Genomic DNA, 17581 nt, shown 5'->3' with positions numbered 1-17581 from the left:
ATTCCTAAAATTAGCTCTGGAATAACTACCAGTAAAGCACGTTATGCTGCTATTGCGTACAGTTGTTCGCGGTAGGCACGGGGTGTTAGGCCGGTTATGCTTTTAAAAAATTTGGTAAAATTCGAAGGGTCTTCGAAACGGAGCTGGTACCCAATTTCGGCCACGGTCAGATCTGTATTTCGAATTAAATTCTGAGCTTCGAACGCTGTTCGCTCGCGAATGTGCTGAAGCGCTGTTTTACCCGTATATTTTTTTAGAATATCGCTCAAATAATGGGGATGGATATGCAATCGATCAGCCGCTTCGTGTACGGTCAGGACAATCGGCGTTTCCTGATTGGGATCAGGCAAATAGTACATCTGTAACAAACTCTGAAACCGCTCAACTAAAGACACAGGCTGCGAATAGTCGATGGCCGAGAGCGTTTCACGGTAAATATGCCGGCTCTTAATAAACAATGCCTGAAGCAAATGATACACCAGATCCAGCCGATCTGCTTTGGAACGCGTTGGGTGACCAAATTCAGTATCGATCGACTCAAATTGATTGTGCAATTCGTTTGATTCATCCGGCGTAATGTGAATCAACGGCTGCGCGCCCTTGCGGAAAAAGGGGTACTCCCGCATTGGATCGGAAAGAACCGACCGTTTGGCCACGTATTCCGACGTAAACATCAGTACATAACCGTGCCACTGATCATTCTTACGGATTGCCCGAACCGTCCAGGGACGCAGGAAATACAAGGTGCCCGGTTGAATGTGATAAGGAACGCCATCAAGATGAATCGAGCCAGTGCCTTCGGTCACTAATGCTGCCACATACGTACTACTCCGGAAAGGCGGAATCACCTCACCCGGACCGCCGAATTGTTCGAACGGAAAAATACCAAAACAACGATTTGTCGAGTCAATCGATTTGACTGCCTTCAAAAAATCAGGCAGATTATCGTAGTAGGGAATTGGTTGAGTTTCCACGGCAGACTGGCGAAAATACAAACACGAAACAGCAACGACGAGCGACTAGTGAAACCTACGCAGTAATACTACTCACCAATCAAAAACAGCACTAAGTATAATTGAATAAAATCAAGAAGTTGATACGATGCGATTTTCGTTTTTAACTTACTATCAGGCAATTTAGTTGCATTATTCTAAAAAAACGAATCAAAAGTATTGACTTATTCAAAGAATAAATTTATCAACCAGCTCTGAAACATACTGCACAAGCCATTAAGACTGTAGACTCACTTCGTAGCGTTGTTCCTGAATATTTTGACCCCATAGCCGAACTGGTTCGCGCTCTTCGGTTAGAACAAAACCTACCCGTTTATATAAATGGTGGGCCGTTACCTGATCGGCAGTTGTCCATAAATACAGACTGGTATAGCCTCGCTCCCGACAAAACGCCAGGGTCTGGTCGACTAGTTTTTTGCCAATACCTTGCCCTCGAAATGCCTTATCCAACAGAAACCACCGCAATTGCCCAACTCGATCAGGGCGACCGACAACAGCAATAGACCCTATAAACTTATTGTCTGCTTCGGCTATCCACAACCGATCTTTATCAGGTGAATAATGCTCGGCAAACTCGCCCAGTGTTTTGGCCACATAACCTTCAAAGCTTACATCATACCCAAACTCGGGTGCATACCAGACACCGTGGTGCTGCACTACCAATCCGGGATCGCCGGGCCGCAGGTCATGTCGGATCGTTGCAGACGGCAAATCAGCGGGGGTATCTAACAACGCCTGAATCGTTTTCATACTGCCCACCAAATGCTCCAGTTGGCTGGCGGTCAAGTGGTTCGTTAACGTATTTAGCTCCTGCTCCGATGCATGATTCAAGGCTTGAAACAGCTGTTGCCCAGTATCTGTCAATGTCAGATAACTGGTTCTGGCATCAGTAGCAGATCGATTACGCAGGAGAAAGCCCTCCCGCTCAAAGTGCTTAATAATCCGACTGAGATAGCCAGCATCTATGTTAAGCTGATCTATCAGGTGCGTTTGGGTGCAGTCAGGCTGGTTATTGATTTCGAACAATATTCTGGCTTCGGCCAGTGAAAGGTTACTGTTCAGTATGTGACGATCAACAATACCAATAATGTTCGTATAATAACGGTTAAAAGCACGAACGCTGGCAATGGAGTCCATAGGCAGTATTAATCATGTCATCGCAAGATTAGTTACAATACTTGACAAAGTCAACTAATTGTGACTAGACTATGAGTCGCTGCGTTTCAGGATTTTATTTCATGTGCTACCAAGACCAGAATTCATCGTAATTTTGCAGTCACAACAAAATTGATTCTAGTCATGCCAAAGGCACAAATGAATACCGACAAGGGAACAATGTTGATCGAATTTTTCGAAAAAGATGCCCCTAAAGCGGTTAATAATTTCATCACGCTCGCTAAAAAAGGATTTTACGATGGTGTTGTCTTCCACCGTGTCATTCCTAACTTCATGATTCAGGGTGGTGACCCAACCGGTACTGGCGCTGGCGGACCTGGTTATACAATTGATTGCGAATTAACGGGCGAAAATCAGTATCATGACCGTGGTGTTTTATCGATGGCACACCGTGGCCGCAATACAGGGGGTTCGCAGTTTTTCATCTGCCACAACCGCCAGAACACGCAACACCTCGACCGCAACCATACCGTTTTCGGCAAAGTTGTGGAAGGATTGGATGTGATTGATGAGATTCGTCAGGGCGATAAAATCAACAGTATCACCATACTGGAAGAGTAACGATTTCTAACTGCTGACACAGCCACCCTAACAGAGTTCTCTGTTAGGGTGGCTTTTTTATTTTCTACCTGACCAGATTAGGATTTTCGCTCAGGGTATCATCTCCAATAATAGTATAGAAATGGGCATACTTTAAGGTTCCAACCTCGTCGAAATGATAGAAAATAACCGCTTCTCGGCGCTTTTCTAAAGCCTAAATAACTTCAGTTCTAATAAATCACAATAAAACATATACCATAGATTAATTAGTATATCATATAGTCAATAATATACAATATGTTTGTAAAGATTATTGTGCTAATCAATTCTTTATTCCGCTCATCTAACCCTATTTATATGAAGTTATTTTTATACCCTAAGCACTCACTCTGCTTACTGGTAGTCGTATTTCAATTGTATGCAGATAGCATAAAAGCTCAGGCTCCTGCGAACTTAACGGCAGACGTCGTTTTAACAGCTACAGCAGAAACCGATTTTGCGCCGTTTGCTTTCTTCTCGTCCACATCTCAAATTGCGGCTGCTTTCAATAAAGCACGGCGCACAGAAGAAACACAACTAGGGCTGACTCCCAACTCCCTGGGTACCTTAGTACTACCGGCTGGCTATGCTACTTTTACGGATAATCAGCGGGCTTTGTTTCTGATAAATGCTGAACGTCAGGCCAGAGCAGGCATTAACTATGGAAATGGCCCCGTGTTGGGCAAACCATTGGAAGGCATAGAAACAGCCCTGGACAATACCGCACAAGGGCATGCTGATTACTTATTTACAACCAATACATTTGGTCATACAGGAGCAGATGGCAGCACACCTTTTCAGCGGGTCGAAGCGACTTATCCCGCCAATTGCCTGCAACGAAATGGAGCGGGGAGCTATACAATGGGCCGTTCCGAAAATGCTTATCAGTCCTGCGGGGCTGGAGCAACGTATGTGGTGGAACAGGCCATTTTTAGCTGGCTCTATCAGGATATAGGCTCGGCATGGGGGCACCGTGAAGCTGTTTTGATCCAGAATGTAGATGCCAGTGGGCATACAGGCTTTAATGATGATCGATCTCCAGCGGGCAACGAAGGGTTCTTAGGAATCGGTGTCAAAATTGGCACCGGCTATACCCCCTGTGGCGCCTTGCCAGCCCGGCTGGTTATTATGAATATTGCAGACCCAAGCGGTGATGCAGTTTGTACGTTTAGCCTTGAAAACAGCGCATTACCAGTAAGTTTAACTTTATGGAAAGGCCACCTTGAGCAGAACACGGTCAGGCTCGAATGGGAAACAGCCTGGGAAAAAAATGCCGACTATTTTTTGATACAGCATAGTACAGATATAGAGCATTTCGATAGCCTGGGAAGTGTAAAATCAAGAGGTAATACCACTCAACGACAAGCCTACGTATTTACAGACGAAACCCCATCTTTAGGCGACAATTACTATCGTTTGATCCAGGTTGACACCGATGGAACTAGTCAAGCTTCACGCATAATTTCTATTCATCGTGACAGCAATACATCGGCCGGTGGTTTATCGGCTTACCCTAACCCAATTGATAAAAGCACCCCATTCAGGCTGCTAATCGATGAAGCTATGGCAACTGATGTACATCTGGTAGACGTGTTAGGTGTAGAAATTCCTGTAAACCAATCGCGTATTAATAAACAGGAATTGCTGATTCAGCCCAAAATGCAACCGTCAACAGGCCTCTATTTTATAATAGCCTACATCAATGGAAGGCGTCATTTCACCAAGTTAATGATCCATTAGCCCTATTTATCGAATAGGCAACCTGATGGCCATAACTCAGCTATACGCGGGAGTTTTTCGGGAGATCAATCCTATAATCGCCAGCACTACCGCTACAATTGCCCCGGCCCCGGCCACCAGCGGTAGTTGCCCATTTCCTGCCTGCTCTACGGCTATAGCCACGTAAGCCCAGGCAAACACCAGGATATAGGCAACACTCCGGTATCGGTTAAATACCACTGCTCCAACAAGCAGTCCGACGAATAGTATCGAGATGGCCCATGTTTGTTCGCTTAGCCCCATCAGGCTAAAATCCGTTGCTTTCAGATAAACCGCTACAGTCAGGATTGTAGCTACAGTCAGCCAGCCGAAGTAGATTGAAAATGGAATACGGGCTATCCAGGTTTCTGCGGGAGAGGCTGCTGATTCAGGCAATGTTGCATCGGGATCAGTAGGTAGCAGTGATTCATGCCGACGTTCAAGGAGTTGTTGCTCGATAACAACCAGTGAGAAGAGCATAATCAGAATAACAATTAAGGCCAGGCCGATGCGTTCATTGTTGAACAGTGGGCTCCAGATCGCATTGCAGAACGCGTTCAGAATAACCCACCAGCCGATTGACCGAAAGCGCGGATTCGTTCGCTGTGCAGGTAGCGCCTGAAAAATTGCGAATGCCAGTATCCCCAGAAAAATGATTCCCCAGATCGAAAAAGCATAACCCGCAGGCGTAATCATCGTGTGATATTTATCGGATATATTGGCGTTGGTTCTCCCTCCAAACGCGCCTGTATTGGATAGGTAGTTCATCACAATCAGCGAGATGATGCTGAAAACGACGAGAAATTGGCGAAGTTTATCGTTCATGGCGAGTAAATGGTTAAACAGTTAAAAGGGTAATTGGTAAACGGGCCAAATTGTTATGGCGCTGCTTACCAATTACCCTTTTAACTGAATGACAGGCTTATCCGTCTACATTTCCAGGATCTTAAACTCCGTCCGGCGGTTACGCTGATGTTCTTCTTCAGTTTTGGCGGTTTTAACAATCAGTTGGGTTTCGCCGTACCCCTTCGCAACCATCCGGCTTGCATCGATGCCTTTCGATACGATATAGTCTACGGCGGATTTGGCCCGGTTCTGCGACAGTTTCATGTTGTATGCATCCGGTGCCCGCACGTCGGTATGTGAGCTTAACTCAATCTTTAGCGTCGGGTTGTCCTTCAGAATTGTGACCAGTTTATCGAGCTCCTCGGCGGCATCCGGCCGGATGTTGTACTTATCGAGATCGTAGTAGATATTTTCCAATACGAACGTTTTGTTAAGCGTTGCCTTATCGAGCAGGATAGCTACGTTGAATGTGGTGTCGGTTTCGGGTTTAGTCAGGAAAATATCCGGAATGCTCTTGCCCTGCATCGTGAACTGCTCCCGGCGGGTCAGATAGCCTTTGCGTTCTGCCAGTATAGTGTAGTCTTTGCCTTCCTGCAATGGATATTTACCAAAGGTGCCCGGCTGGCCCGTTGTCACTTCGGCAATGGGTTGCCCCGTAGCGTCGTCCAGAATACGAACCCGCGCCGAATCGAGCGGGGCAACAGGGGTTTCATTCGCTGAAACGGTTCCAGCCAGGAAATAGCGTACCATTTTAGGTCCATTGCGTTTGTTCTGTACAATAGTCGTCGTATCAGCAGCAGGCCCCTCCTGAAAGAAATAAATGTCATCGTCGCCCTTGCCACCGGTTCGGTTCGATGCCAGAAATCCCTTAGTCGGGTCGGTATAAATCAGGCCAAAATCGTCGGCGGGTGAGTTGATCGGTTGCCCCATGTTTTCGACCCGTGTAACTCCGCCCGAACGCGTTGCGACAAATACATCTAATTTGCCGAGTCCAGGATGCCCGTCAGAAGAAAAATACAATTTGGCGTTCTGACCAACGTATGGAAACATCTCATCACCGGGTGTATTAATGTCACGGCCCATATTGACCGGACGGCTGAACCGGCCCGAAGCGTCGATACTGGTTCGGTACAGATCAATACCACCGGCTCCGCCAGCCCGGTTTGATGCAAAGTAGAGCGTTTTCCCATCTGCAGAGAAAGCGGGGGAGCCATCCCAGGCGGTCGAATCGCTGATGGGCAACCGAAGTGGCTGACTCCAGGTATTGTTATCGCCCAACCGGCTGATAAAGAGATCAACATCCTGACCACCTTTGCGTTTGCCATTATTACCGCGAGCCAGAATCATGGTTTTGCCATCTTTCGAGAAAGCGGGCGTTCCTTCGTTCACATCACCCTGAAATACGTTGTTGCTGAACAACTCAGGCTGCCCTGCCGATACGAGATTTCCGGTCTCATCGGGGTTTTGATTTAGCTTGGCTTTATAAAGGCCCAGCATGGGCAAGCCATTGTTTTTATAAACCTGCTCCTTTTTCGAAGCCGTATAAACCAATTCCTCCCCTCGCACAACGGGCGCAAATTCCGTTCCCGGCGAGTTAAGATTACCCATGTTCTTCAGGGTAATGAGCGACTTGTTTTTCGCGATTATGTCGATGGCCTTTAACGTTTCGATTTCGCGTTTTGCCTTATCGAGTACGGGTTTGGCCGTCGTTCTGGGCGCGTTGGCTACGTACTGCTGCAACTGCTCCAGGGCAGCCGGATAGTTACCCTGTGACTTCAACGCATACGCATAATTGAAGCGGGCTTCGGGTTCAGTAGTTTTAGCTTCGATGGCTTTCTGATAGAAAGGAACAGCATCGCCAAATCGATTCGACAAGCGATAGGATTCGGCCACGTAGTAATTCAATCGCGCCGGATCAATGCTCCCTTTGGCAGCCTTCTCGAATTGAGTTAAGGCTAGATTGTACTCCCCGGCGTCGTAATGACGAACGCCTTTTTTGTACGCCTGCATGGCTGAATTGCAGCCCGCCAGTCCGGTAGCCAACCCCAGCGCTACCAGCAAAACAGACAACGTATTGATTCTCATATAGATAATGAAGCAAAGGCATTTTCGCGCCCAAGATAGGCAAATTTGGGCGAGTCTTACTTTTAACGAATACAATCTGTATTTATTGAGGATTGTTCAAGAAGGAAAAACTTGCCCTATCGCATTGGCAAGTTACAAACCATTACCAGTAAATTGCCGACCCGAATCCATTTATGTGTTTTTGACTATTCCTATCCTTATGCCCACTTATGTAGCCGCCATTGACCAGGGCACAACCAGCACCCGCTGCATTGTGTTCGACCGGCAGGGCCAGATTGTATCGCTGGCCCAAAAAGAACACAAGCAGATCTATCCACAACCAGGCTGGGTTGAACACGACCCAGAAGAAATCTGGCGTAACACCCTGGAAGTCATTGCACTGGCCCGTATTAAGGCGAAACTATCCGTGCACGACATTGTAGCCGTTGGTATCACAAACCAGCGCGAAACGACCGTTGTCTGGAATCACAGAACGGGCAAACCCTACTACAATGCCATCGTCTGGCAGGATATGCGAACGGCCGATCTGGTTATAGAATTTGCCAAAGAAGGAGGTCAAGACCGCTTTCGGACTCAAACCGGTTTGCCGCTGGCCACGTATTTCAGCGGTCTGAAATTGAAGTGGCTGTTGGATAATGTGCCTGGTTTAAGAGATGATGCCGAACGGGGCGATGCGCTTTTCGGCAACATGGATACCTTCGTCGTCTGGAATTTGACGGGGGGCATACATGGCGGTCTGCATCTCACCGACGTGACTAATGCCAGCCGAACGCAACTGATGAATCTGCGAACGCTGAACTGGGACGATGAATTACTGGAAACCTTCACGGTTCCGCGCACCATGTTACCCCAAATCAGGCCGAGCAGCGAAGTATATGGTACCGTCTCCTCGGAGGTATTGCCGGGGGTTCCGGTTGCGGGTATTCTTGGTGATCAGCAGGCTGCGCTGGTTGGTCAGACGTGCTACGAACCTGGTCAGGCAAAAAACACCTATGGCACCGGTTGCTTCCTGCTGATGAACACAGGTACTGAGCTACGGGAGTCGACCTACGGCTTACTGACAACGGTGGCTTATCAGTTTAAGGACGAGCCGGTTCATTACGCACTCGAAGGTAGTGTTGCCATTACGGGCGCCCTGGTTCAGTGGTTGCGCGATAATCTGGGCATTATCAAGAAAAGCACCGATATCGAGTCGCTGGCCCGCTCGGTAGATGATAACGGCGGAGCCTATTTCGTACCTGCCTTTTCTGGCCTATACGCTCCTCATTGGAAAGCTGATGCCCGGGGTGTTATAGCTGGACTAACGCGCTTTGTGAACAAAGGCCATCTGGCACGAGCTGTTCTGGAGGCAACGGCTTACCAGACCGTAGACGTTGTGCGGGCAATGGAGCAGGATGCTGGTGTTTCCCTCAAATCACTGCGCGTCGATGGTGGCATGGTGGTCAACTCCCTGCTGATGCAATTCCAGTCCGACGTGCTCAACGGGCCGGTTGTTTGTCCGCAAATGACCGAAACAACCGCCCTTGGCGCTGCCTATGCAGCCGGACTTGCCGTAGGCTACTGGAAAAATCTGGACGATTTACGTCAGAACTGGGGTGTTGCCCGTACTTACAAACCAAACATGGACGATGCCCAGCGAAAACGACTCATGCACGGCTGGCAAAAAGCTGTCGAACGGTCATTTGGCTGGGAAGATTGAGCCTTGTCAATGAGAGCGTAGCGGCAGACTAACAGAATGGGTTTACGGCCTATTGATCCGTAAATTTGTCTGTAAAGCAGTCGATGAGGTGATGTGATGTCGGTATTTCAAAACCGACATTGTGAGGTCAGGTATAAGTACCTGACCTCACAATAAATAAGGCAGATAATCGCTCTGAATCGTTAAAAAGCCTGAAATACTACCTTATTGCTCGTTTGCAGTTTAATATCTTTCACGGCACCCGTACCCAGAAAACCATATGCAACCCCCACAATAGATACCTTCTTTTGGGGAAGGGCGGCTTCGTAGGCTAATTCATCATTGATGTAATAATAGAGCTTGTGTCCGTCGCTTTTGCAGGACACATGTACCCATTTTGAAAAATCAACGCCAAACCGAGACAAATCCGTCTTTTTCCCGGAGATCATATTCGTACCATCGAGTAGGGTAAGCTCCGATACACAACCTTTGGCAGAAAGGGGTATCGTAATGGGCATATCGTTGGTTATCAACACAATCCAGGTGAGTTGGCACGCAGCAGCCCCCTCTCCATATTCATTTTTCACGTCGCTGGCAAACGAGAAATTGGCCAAGGCGATGGGATCAAAGTTCCCGACATTGAAATACTTGACCAATGGAACCTGAGGCTGTAAAGCCACATTTTTCTGCTGAATGTCTGCAACAGGTAGTTTCATCATATCCGGGCCGATAAACTCAGGCGGCTTCAGGTAGACGGGTATCGGTTTCGTTGCAATGCAGCCAAGCCATCCATTGGTCGGAATGATCAGCGGATGTTCTTTCACAACCTGCTTACCGATCAGCAACTTAGCCACGTAATACCCTGGTTCATAATAAATAGATGTGTGCGTCTTGCCATCTTTATCCACCAGGGTTTGTAAATGAGGGTCCCACGATTGTTGAATATAAACCGAATCAGTGGGTGATGCCGAGGAATTATAGGTGAAAATAACCGAGTTGGGAATGCTTCGGGTCAATGGTTTACTGCTAAAGCTATACTGATTTACATTCAGTTGAGACGGTTTTTGCTCAAATGCAACGACACCGATTAGGGCAATAAGGAGAACAAGGCCCACAATCCAGCTAAGTTTCACCCAATTGATGGATGATTTGACGGGTAGAACCGGCAATTGACCGGCAGAATCAGGAGGCAAATTACTAGTCGCCTGTGACTTAATGAAGGTTCGCCAATCCGAATAACCGGCAAATTGAGCCAGTGTATTCAAGGTCGTATTGCTCGGCAAATGCTGGTAATCGACCCGGCCCCAGATCCGTCGCAGTGTGCTTGCGCTCAACGAAACACCCGTCTCATCTAGGATACGTTGCTGGAGATTGTCAAAATCGACACTTATCCAGGATTCGCTCGCTCCCCAGTCGAGTTTTCGTTCAATAAGCTGTTTGCATCGGAGCAAATCGGTCGAATCGGAAAGCATTGTCAATCAATGTGATAAAACTTGAAAAAACTTGATCGGCAAATGAATTGCAAGGTACTGAGCCGTGTGGTTAGGTTTACAATCAGCGATGCGCTTTCGCTTGTTCGCTAAAGGTACAAAAGTCCATAGCTAACGAATTCTTACTTTTTAAAAGCAACAATCCTAAAATCTGCCATGTTTCGAAATTACCTAACCATTGCGCTGCGCAATTTTCGGCGTCAGAAAGGATTTAACCTGCTCAATATTACAGGCCTCGCTATTGGTCTGGCCAGCGTAACGATCATTTACCTGTTTATTATTGACGAACAGGATTTTGATCGCTTTCATCCCGACTCCGATAACCTCTATGTGCTGGGAACGCACCGAAAATCAAATGGATACGAGTACACATCGGCTTACGCAGCGGGCGCCTGGCAGAAAGCAATTCTGGATCGGTTTCCGGATGTGATCGGTGGAACGCAGGTAATTTCGATGGGCTATCCAGCCTCGTTTCGCGATCGAAAAACGGATAAAATCCTATTGTCGGAGAATGTGTTCTGGGTGAATTCCGATTTTAAAGACGTCTTTCATTTCCCATTGCTCTATGGGAATCCCAAAACGGTGTTCGAGAAACCAAATGGGATCGTGCTTAGCGCAACGATTGCCCGGCAATTTTTCGGCGATCAGAATCCGGTTGGTAAGCCGCTCGAAATAAGTCATATCTACTCAACGGACAATAAATACGTTCCGTTGACAATAACCGGTGTTCTTGACGATTATCCGAGTAATTCGCACATCCAGCCCGATTACCTGATCAGCACGGGTATGCTGCGTTCAATGATGACGGCCAACAACAAAAACTGGCTGGAAAACTGGGGAGCCGGGCCGGGCTGGTTTCTGACCTATCTCCATACCAAGCCCGATGCCGATATCGATAAAATCAAAAAATTGTTCAATCAGGTCGTACAGGCTAATCTTCCCAAAGATCCCGCCAGTTTGACTGAGCCCGTAATTCTTCCGCTAAAAGGTGTGCATTTCAATCAGGATCTGCGGTCGAGCTATAACAACAGCCGGATTGGCGATATTAAATACCTGTACATTTTTGCCTCAACTGCCCTGCTCGTGATCATCATTGCCAGCATCAACTACATGAATCTGGCTACGGCTCGGGCCGTTCGACGAGCGAAAGAAATTGGATTACGGAAAGTGCTGGGCAGTAATCGTCGTCAGTTGGTGTTGCAGTTTCTGGGAGAATCCCTGATCACTACGTTCATTGCGCTGCTGGCTGCGCTTGTGTTGGTTGTCGTCTTATTGCCCTTGTTTAACGTCATTGCGGGTAAGAATTTTACGCTGGCTCATCTGGCACAGGGGAAGCTGATCGGTGTTACGCTAGGGACTACGTTGCTGGTTGGCCTGCTTTCGGGCAGTTATCCCGCCCTGTACTTATCGGGCCTGTTGCCCATCAGTGTATTAAAAAATGCCCGGTTCACCAGCCGTAGCTCCGACTGGCTTCGGAAAGGGTTGGTTGTCCTGCAATACACCATTACGATCCTGTTGATTGTCTCGACGGGTATTATGATGAAGCAGATGAATTTTATTCATCGCTCGACATTAAGCCAGAGTGGCGATCAGTTGCTTTCGATTCGCTGGTCAGGGATGGCTTCGCTGGATAAATACCGCTCCCTGAAGCAACGCATTCTGGAAGACCCCGAATTACAGGTCGTAACGCTGGCCAATCACTTACCGAATCAGGATTATTTTGGCTCACTGGATCATGATGTTACGTTTCCGCAACTTGGTAATCAGCCACACCGATGGGCAGGTATGAAAGGTGACTTTGACCTCCCGAACGCCTTTAATCTGGAGCTGGTCGCGGGCCGAAAATTCAGGTCGGATAACCCAGCCGATTCCAGCGCGTATCTGCTCAACGAAAGTGCCGTCAAAGCGCTGGGTCTTCCGCTGGATAAAGTGCTGGGCATGCGCCTGACCGTAAAACGACCCATGGAAGAATCGAATCAGAAGAGGGAAGGAACCGTGATCGGCATTGTCCGCGATTTTCCTTTTCGGTCCATACATCATACCATTTCACCCTTAGCGATCAGCGCCCGACCTGACCCCGAAGATCAGATTATGTACATAAAATTGCCCAATGGCAAGTTTCAGGAAAAGATAGCCGAGGTCGAGAAAAAGTGGAAGCAGGTACTGCCCGATGCTGGCTTCGATCACTGGTTCATGAGCGAGGAGTTTGGTCGGATGTATGAAGGCGAAAACCGGATGTCGGGTTTATTTAAGGCATTTTCTCTGCTGTCCATTCTGATTGCCTGCCTGGGCTTATTCGGTCTGTCGTCGTACCTGGCCGAACGGCGTACCAAGGAGATCGGTATCCGCAAAGTGATGGGGGCTTCGTTGCTCCAGATCCTCAGACTATTGTTTACGCCTTTCCTCAACTTACTGGCCGTTGCCTGCCTGATAGCCGTGCCGTTGGGTTGGTTCATGATGTATCGCTGGCTCGAAGATTTTACGTATCGTGTGCCTATCGATGCGTTCATTTTCCTACTAAGCATCCTTCTGGTTGTCATACTAACAGCCATAGTGGTCAGTTACGAAACGGTACGGGCTGCCTTAACAAACCCGCTGAACTCAATTCGACAAGAGTGAAAAGAGCGTATGCATATACAAAAAGCCCTGCTTTTCTTGCCATCTGGCACCGTAAACTCACCGAACAAAAACGAAACTTCCGGACCAACCGCTATAATTTTCACTATTGACACCATTCCGGGAGCTACCGTTGTAGGATTCCAGACCGGGGCGAATCTCAACCTTAACCGTCCTACCGGCGTATGAAATCAGGCCGGCATGTACAGCCCACGTACAGACCGAACATCAGTCTGATCCCATCGAGAACCACCGGATGGTCATCTACCAAAACAATTCGGATAGGCATAAGCTTACTAAATTTACATTGGCTATACTTCTTTGGGCCGTAATTCTTCGGCCAGCATCAGGCGCGTTTGCGGAAGGCTTTGCGGGTATTCATCACGAATGAAAGCGATGAGTTGCTCACGCAGGTGACAGCGTAGATCAAACGCAGAAGGAGCATCCGGGGCAGACGCAAGTATCCGCACCTGAATACAGGTCGGCGTTGTATCGGTAACCTGAACGGCAAAACTTTCACCTGTCCAGAGCGGGTCATTTTCAGCTATTTCGCGAGCTTTTTCGCGGATTTTGTCGACGGGTACGTTGTAATCCAAGTATAGAAAAATGGCCCCAATAATAGACGCGTCGGAGCGGGTCCAGTTTTCGAACGGTGTTTCGACAAAGTACGTGATCGGTAAAATTAACCGACGGCGATCCCAAATCCGAACGATGACACTGGTGAGGTTGATTTCTTCAATGCGTCCCCATTCCTTTTCGACCACGACGGCATCATCTAATCGTATCTGTTGATTGAAGGCAATCTGAATGCCAGCCAGTAAGTTAGCCAGTGTTTTTTGAGCCGCAAAACCAATTACGACCGATACAACCCCCGCCGAAGTCAGCACGCTGAGCCCTACTTTTCGGCTACCCTGAAATGAGATCAGTATTAATGATATACCAATGAGAATGATCCCAATGGCGACCAGACGCCTGGCAAACCGCACTTGCGTGACAAACTTTCGCTGCGACAGGTTAACATCTTTCGTTGTATCGTATTGCCGGATCAGGATTAACTCCCCAACTTTCAGTATCTTAACGCTTAGCCAGGTTGCTGTTATCAAAAATAAAACCTCAGCCGTTTTATCGGCAATCGGATGCCGACGCAAAAAACGCTCTGGCTGAATATTGGTAGCCAACAGAAAAAACAAAGAGGGTACAAACGCCCAGAATGCCCAACGCACATGGGTTTTGAGAAAATCCAGTGTTTGAAATGCCCGGCGACGAACAATGAATCGAATGATCTGAGTAACGACAAGATCGACTGCCAGCCCCAATACGATAGCCGTTGTCAGTAAAACCCAACCCGATATATCCCGGTTCGGGACGTACCCGAACCAACGGACTATAGCTCGTATCCATGACTCTACTTGTTGCTGCATGACCTCTTGCCCCGATTTAGATGATTTACAAAAATTTGTAATCACAATCACAAAAATAAGGGCCATGAACTAAGTGGGCCTTATCCGGGGCATTTAATCTTATCAATAACCCATGAGCCGACACAGTTTCAGTGCTCAGCGGACGAAATAGAGAATGATGGGCTGAGTTAATTAATCCGGGAAGTTTATAAACTGACTTTGGTTATACTCATATGGTCGTTGTATCTCTTCAATCGGGCTGGCAGTCTAGTTGGTTTAGCAAGGGCTATGAACAACTTATTTTATCGAAATTGAAAGTGATCAATGAACTGCCGCCTGTAGTGCCGCCCTAAGGGTACTCTATGCTGGCCAATAATGACTTCATGCTCAGTGAATAAGTCGACTTTTTGAATATTTATGGCAAAGGATCGATGTACGCGAACTAAAGTCTCCAGATTGAGACGTTCCAATAAAGAGCTCAGTGTTAGCCGGAGAACAAACTTCCGGTTGGTTGTAATTAGTGTAACGTACATGTTGGCTTCCAGCAGAATAATGTCTTTGAGGGGTACTTTGACAAATTGATAATTATATTTTATGAATATGTTATCGTCAATCATAAAGATTGCCTCACGCCCAAGCTTGTGTTTTTTCAGATCAGTTTTATCTTCCAGTTCAGCCTCCTCCAGCCTTTCCGCAGGCAACTTCGCAACACTTTTATCATTTAATGAGCCAACCACCGCATTAATTGTCTGAAATAGTTCATCAAAGCTTACTGGCTTATGCAGGTAGGTTACTGGATTTGCAGGATTAGTTTGGGCTGATGGCGGTAGTTGTTCGGAGGCCGGATCGGTTAGGTAAATGATGGCAAGCGGATTTAGTAGCCTGAGTTGGCGTACTGTTTCAGCACTACTCCAGCTCCCTTTTAACTCAACGTCACAAAATGCCAGATCAATGGCTGTTTGTTTGTGAATACCTACTGCCGCTCGACCTGTTGTGGCGGTTTTGACAGCATAACTTCCTGATTTTTCCAAAACCTGCGCCAGATAAGCCGTCGACGAGGTATCATGGCTGATGAGCAGCACTTTACGTTTATTATTTTTCATGGTGTGTTAGTTTATGCTTTTGATAATCAAGCATTTGCCTTGTTGAAGGACGAGGAGTAAAATAGGGCGTCGTAAAGGATAAAGTCAATTCATACTTATACGCGTTTTATTTTGCGGTAACAAAAAGCCATTTTATTAGCCGTACGGCATACAGCTTACGTACAAAAAAAAGCTGTTTAATAACCAAAACAGGTCGTTTACTACCCTTTTCAAGCACGACGTTCTTTTACCTTTCACCTTTGTTTCGTCTTCAGGGTAATACAAAACCCACTAACCCATTTAAGCAGTAACTCAACCGACCGCAGTACGCCGAATAAGTAAAACCCTGTTCGGCGGCCCATAAACAGTACGATTTTGGGGTGGCCGGATGAGTAATTGTTTCTGTTGGTTAGCGAGTTGTGAACCATTGTCGACACTATCCTATACACCATTAGTGATCTTCCGGCATGAAAAAACTAGCTCTCTCCAGCCTGGCTATGCTATCTGCATTTGCCTCAACTGCCCAGAACCATATATCCATTAGTCAACAGGGTTCTCCGGGCAACCACGCCATGGTTTCGCAATCGGGCAGTGGCAACAGCGTCATTATCAATCAAAACAGTACTGATTCGAGCAGTAGTGGGCAAACCGGTAACCGGATTAGCCTACGGGTGGATAAAAACACCCAAACGACGATCAATCAGCGCAGTGACGGCCCAAACTCGGTCGAACTGTCGCAGGAAGGTCAATCCTCGGCGATTATTAACCAATCGTCAGGAACGGACAACAATACGGTGACGCTGCTTCCTGGCCAGAAGCCGGTCACCCATCAGCCCCGCACTCCCAAACGGCGTCAACGCCGGTAATTATGCACGCTTCTATCTAGTTTATGTTTCACTTATTATTTTCTATTCACAATGAAAAAAATACTATTGACAGGTGCAACCTTACTGGTTGTTGCCGCAACAAGTTTTGCTCAGTATAATGAAGCCTTCCTGAATCAGGCCGGTCTCTATAATGATGGCAAAGTGTACCAGACTGGTCAGCTACACGATGCATACATTTATCAGAACGGTAACGGTACTAGTTCGTCGTTCAATAAATCAACGTTAGCCCAGGAGGGTTATGACCAATTTGCCGAGTCCAGACAAAACGGGCACGGCCATGAGGTCAATTCGTTCCAACGCGGAGATCAGATTAACTGGGCTTATTTTAAACAGGAAAAGGCGAACTCATCGGCCTTCTCGCGGCAATTTGGACGTAGTAACTACATCTCCTCCAGCCAGATAAGCGTAGATGGAACAGCGGCAAAAGCAGAGTTCCTGCAGGAAGGTAATCGCAACCGGATTTTTCTGGACTATCAGTCGGATCAGATCGTGGGTTTTGACATTACCAACTCATTTATCCGGCAAAGGGGTAATGATAACCTGGCGAGACTTACGCAGATCGGTGATGCGAACACGGGCGAAATTTACCAGAATAATAACTGGAACGAAGCCATCGGTGAGCAATACGGAAGTCGCAATAAACTGCGTATCGACCAGCAGGGTTCACCTACCTGGTTTGATCGCAATTACGCGTATGTTCGGCAGGAAGGCGATTTAAACCAGACCAAGACCTATCAGGATGGGGTTAGAAACACCATCAGACTGGTACAGGCTTTTGGTCCAAATAACTACGCCGATATAAATCAGTATGGATCAGATCACCTCGTCAGAGGGTTTGATGGCATTAATGCACGTCAGGATGGAGCGAATAACCGCCTGGAATCGCTACAAACAGGCAATGGTCAGACGCTGTACATCAACCAGAACGGTAACTCTAATCTAGGGTTTGTTCGGCAGAGCAACTAACTCAC

14 protein-coding genes are annotated in these 17581 nt (G+C 47.3%); 6 read left to right on the top strand and 8 right to left on the bottom strand.

Annotation, left to right across the window (positions count from 1 at the left end):
• Positions 1-41: 41 nt before the first annotated feature.
• Positions 42-974 carry a helix-turn-helix domain-containing protein gene (locus G8759_RS02895; protein ID WP_167205046.1) on the bottom strand — a complete coding sequence of 311 codons (933 nt, stop codon included), beginning with the start codon at positions 972-974 and terminating at the stop codon, positions 42-44.
• A gap of 255 nt (positions 975-1229) precedes the next feature.
• The gene (locus G8759_RS02890) at positions 1230-2150 is read right to left on the bottom strand and encodes a bifunctional helix-turn-helix transcriptional regulator/GNAT family N-acetyltransferase (protein ID WP_167205044.1); all 921 of its coding nucleotides are present in this window, start codon (positions 2148-2150) and stop codon (positions 1230-1232) included.
• Between the two features lie 162 nt (positions 2151-2312).
• On the opposite strand from G8759_RS02890, the gene G8759_RS02885 reads away from it, so the two are divergent.
• Both G8759_RS02885 and G8759_RS02880 read left to right on the top strand, forming a co-directional pair.
• Positions 2313-2750, top strand: coding sequence for a peptidylprolyl isomerase (locus G8759_RS02885; protein WP_167205042.1), 438 nt, complete (start codon positions 2313-2315; stop codon positions 2748-2750).
• A gap of 336 nt (positions 2751-3086) precedes the next feature.
• Positions 3087-4508, top strand: coding sequence for a hypothetical protein (locus tag G8759_RS02880; protein ID WP_167205040.1), 1422 nt, complete (start codon positions 3087-3089; stop codon positions 4506-4508).
• Between the two features lie 36 nt (positions 4509-4544).
• On the opposite strand, the gene G8759_RS02875 is transcribed toward G8759_RS02880, so the two are convergent.
• Positions 4545-5351 carry a TspO/MBR family protein gene (locus tag G8759_RS02875; protein WP_167205038.1) on the bottom strand — a complete coding sequence of 269 codons (807 nt, stop codon included), beginning with the start codon at positions 5349-5351 and terminating at the stop codon, positions 4545-4547.
• A gap of 105 nt (positions 5352-5456) precedes the next feature.
• Positions 5457-7457, bottom strand: coding sequence for an OmpA family protein (locus tag G8759_RS02870; RefSeq protein ID WP_197933082.1), 2001 nt, complete (start codon positions 7455-7457; stop codon positions 5457-5459).
• 199 nt (positions 7458-7656) lie between these two features.
• On the opposite strand from G8759_RS02870, the gene glpK reads away from it, so the two are divergent.
• Positions 7657-9156: a glycerol kinase GlpK gene (glpK, locus tag G8759_RS02865; protein WP_167205036.1), complete on the top strand. Its 1500-nt coding sequence runs from the start codon at positions 7657-7659 to the stop codon at positions 9154-9156.
• Positions 9157-9338: 182 nt separating this feature from the next.
• Here the strand turns inward: glpK and G8759_RS02860 are convergent, their stop codons facing one another.
• Entirely contained in the window at positions 9339-10607 is a 1269-nt protein-coding gene (locus G8759_RS02860) for a hypothetical protein (RefSeq protein WP_167205034.1), read from the bottom strand.
• A gap of 174 nt (positions 10608-10781) precedes the next feature.
• Here G8759_RS02860 and G8759_RS02855 point away from each other — a divergent pair, with 174 nt between their 5' ends.
• Complete coding sequence (locus G8759_RS02855; protein ID WP_167205032.1) at positions 10782-13244, top strand: ABC transporter permease; 2463 nt, start codon at positions 10782-10784, stop codon at positions 13242-13244.
• A 57-nt stretch (positions 13245-13301) separates the two neighbouring features.
• Here G8759_RS02855 and G8759_RS36335 read toward each other — a convergent pair whose 3' ends face one another.
• The 3 genes from G8759_RS36335 to G8759_RS02840 all read right to left on the bottom strand — a co-directional run bounded on the left by G8759_RS36335 (position 13302) and on the right by G8759_RS02840 (position 15744).
• A complete protein-coding gene (locus G8759_RS36335; protein ID WP_394353317.1) occupies positions 13302-13433 on the bottom strand; it encodes an LCCL domain-containing protein in 132 nt (43 codons plus the stop codon).
• Positions 13434-13552: 119 nt separating this feature from the next.
• Positions 13553-14662, bottom strand: coding sequence for a mechanosensitive ion channel family protein (locus tag G8759_RS02845; protein ID WP_167205030.1), 1110 nt, complete (start codon positions 14660-14662; stop codon positions 13553-13555).
• 281 nt (positions 14663-14943) lie between these two features.
• The gene (locus G8759_RS02840) at positions 14944-15744 is read right to left on the bottom strand and encodes a LytR/AlgR family response regulator transcription factor (RefSeq protein ID WP_167205028.1); all 801 of its coding nucleotides are present in this window, start codon (positions 15742-15744) and stop codon (positions 14944-14946) included.
• Positions 15745-16190: 446 nt separating this feature from the next.
• Here G8759_RS02840 and G8759_RS02835 point away from each other — a divergent pair, with 446 nt between their 5' ends.
• Together G8759_RS02835 and G8759_RS02830 are read left to right on the top strand one after the other, a co-directional pair.
• Entirely contained in the window at positions 16191-16589 is a 399-nt protein-coding gene (locus G8759_RS02835) for a hypothetical protein (protein WP_167205026.1), read from the top strand.
• 51 nt (positions 16590-16640) lie between these two features.
• Positions 16641-17576: a hypothetical protein gene (locus G8759_RS02830; RefSeq protein ID WP_167205023.1), complete on the top strand. Its 936-nt coding sequence runs from the start codon at positions 16641-16643 to the stop codon at positions 17574-17576.
• Positions 17577-17581: the final 5 nt, after the last annotated feature.

Origin of the sequence: Spirosoma aureum (assembly GCF_011604685.1) — a bacterium.
Classification (GTDB): Bacteria; Bacteroidota; Bacteroidia; order Cytophagales; family Spirosomataceae; genus Spirosoma; species Spirosoma aureum.
The sequence above is the reverse complement of the archived record's forward strand: the minus strand, read 5'-3'. Positions and strand labels throughout refer to the sequence as shown.

Bases quoted from the DNA above. Each gene is read 5' to 3' on its own strand.
- G8759_RS02880 (WP_167205040.1), top strand. From the start codon at position 3,087: ATGAAGTTATTTTTATACCCTAAGCACTCACTCTGCTTACTGGTAGTC.
- G8759_RS02840 (WP_167205028.1), bottom strand. From the start codon at position 15,744: ATGAAAAATAATAAACGTAAAGTGCTGCTCATCAGCCATGATACCTCG.
- G8759_RS02875 (WP_167205038.1), bottom strand. From the start codon at position 5,351: ATGAACGATAAACTTCGCCAATTTCTCGTCGTTTTCAGCATCATCTCG.
- G8759_RS02845 (WP_167205030.1), bottom strand. From the start codon at position 14,662: ATGCAGCAACAAGTAGAGTCATGGATACGAGCTATAGTCCGTTGGTTC.
- G8759_RS02830 (WP_167205023.1), top strand. From the start codon at position 16,641: ATGAAAAAAATACTATTGACAGGTGCAACCTTACTGGTTGTTGCCGCA.
- G8759_RS02860 (WP_167205034.1), bottom strand. From the start codon at position 10,607: ATGCTTTCCGATTCGACCGATTTGCTCCGATGCAAACAGCTTATTGAA.
- G8759_RS02870 (WP_197933082.1), bottom strand. From the start codon at position 7,457: ATGAGAATCAATACGTTGTCTGTTTTGCTGGTAGCGCTGGGGTTGGCT.
- glpK (WP_167205036.1), top strand. From the start codon at position 7,657: ATGCCCACTTATGTAGCCGCCATTGACCAGGGCACAACCAGCACCCGC.
- G8759_RS02855 (WP_167205032.1), top strand. From the start codon at position 10,782: ATGTTTCGAAATTACCTAACCATTGCGCTGCGCAATTTTCGGCGTCAG.
- G8759_RS02835 (WP_167205026.1), top strand. From the start codon at position 16,191: ATGAAAAAACTAGCTCTCTCCAGCCTGGCTATGCTATCTGCATTTGCC.
- G8759_RS02890 (WP_167205044.1), bottom strand. From the start codon at position 2,150: ATGGACTCCATTGCCAGCGTTCGTGCTTTTAACCGTTATTATACGAAC.
- G8759_RS02885 (WP_167205042.1), top strand. From the start codon at position 2,313: ATGCCAAAGGCACAAATGAATACCGACAAGGGAACAATGTTGATCGAA.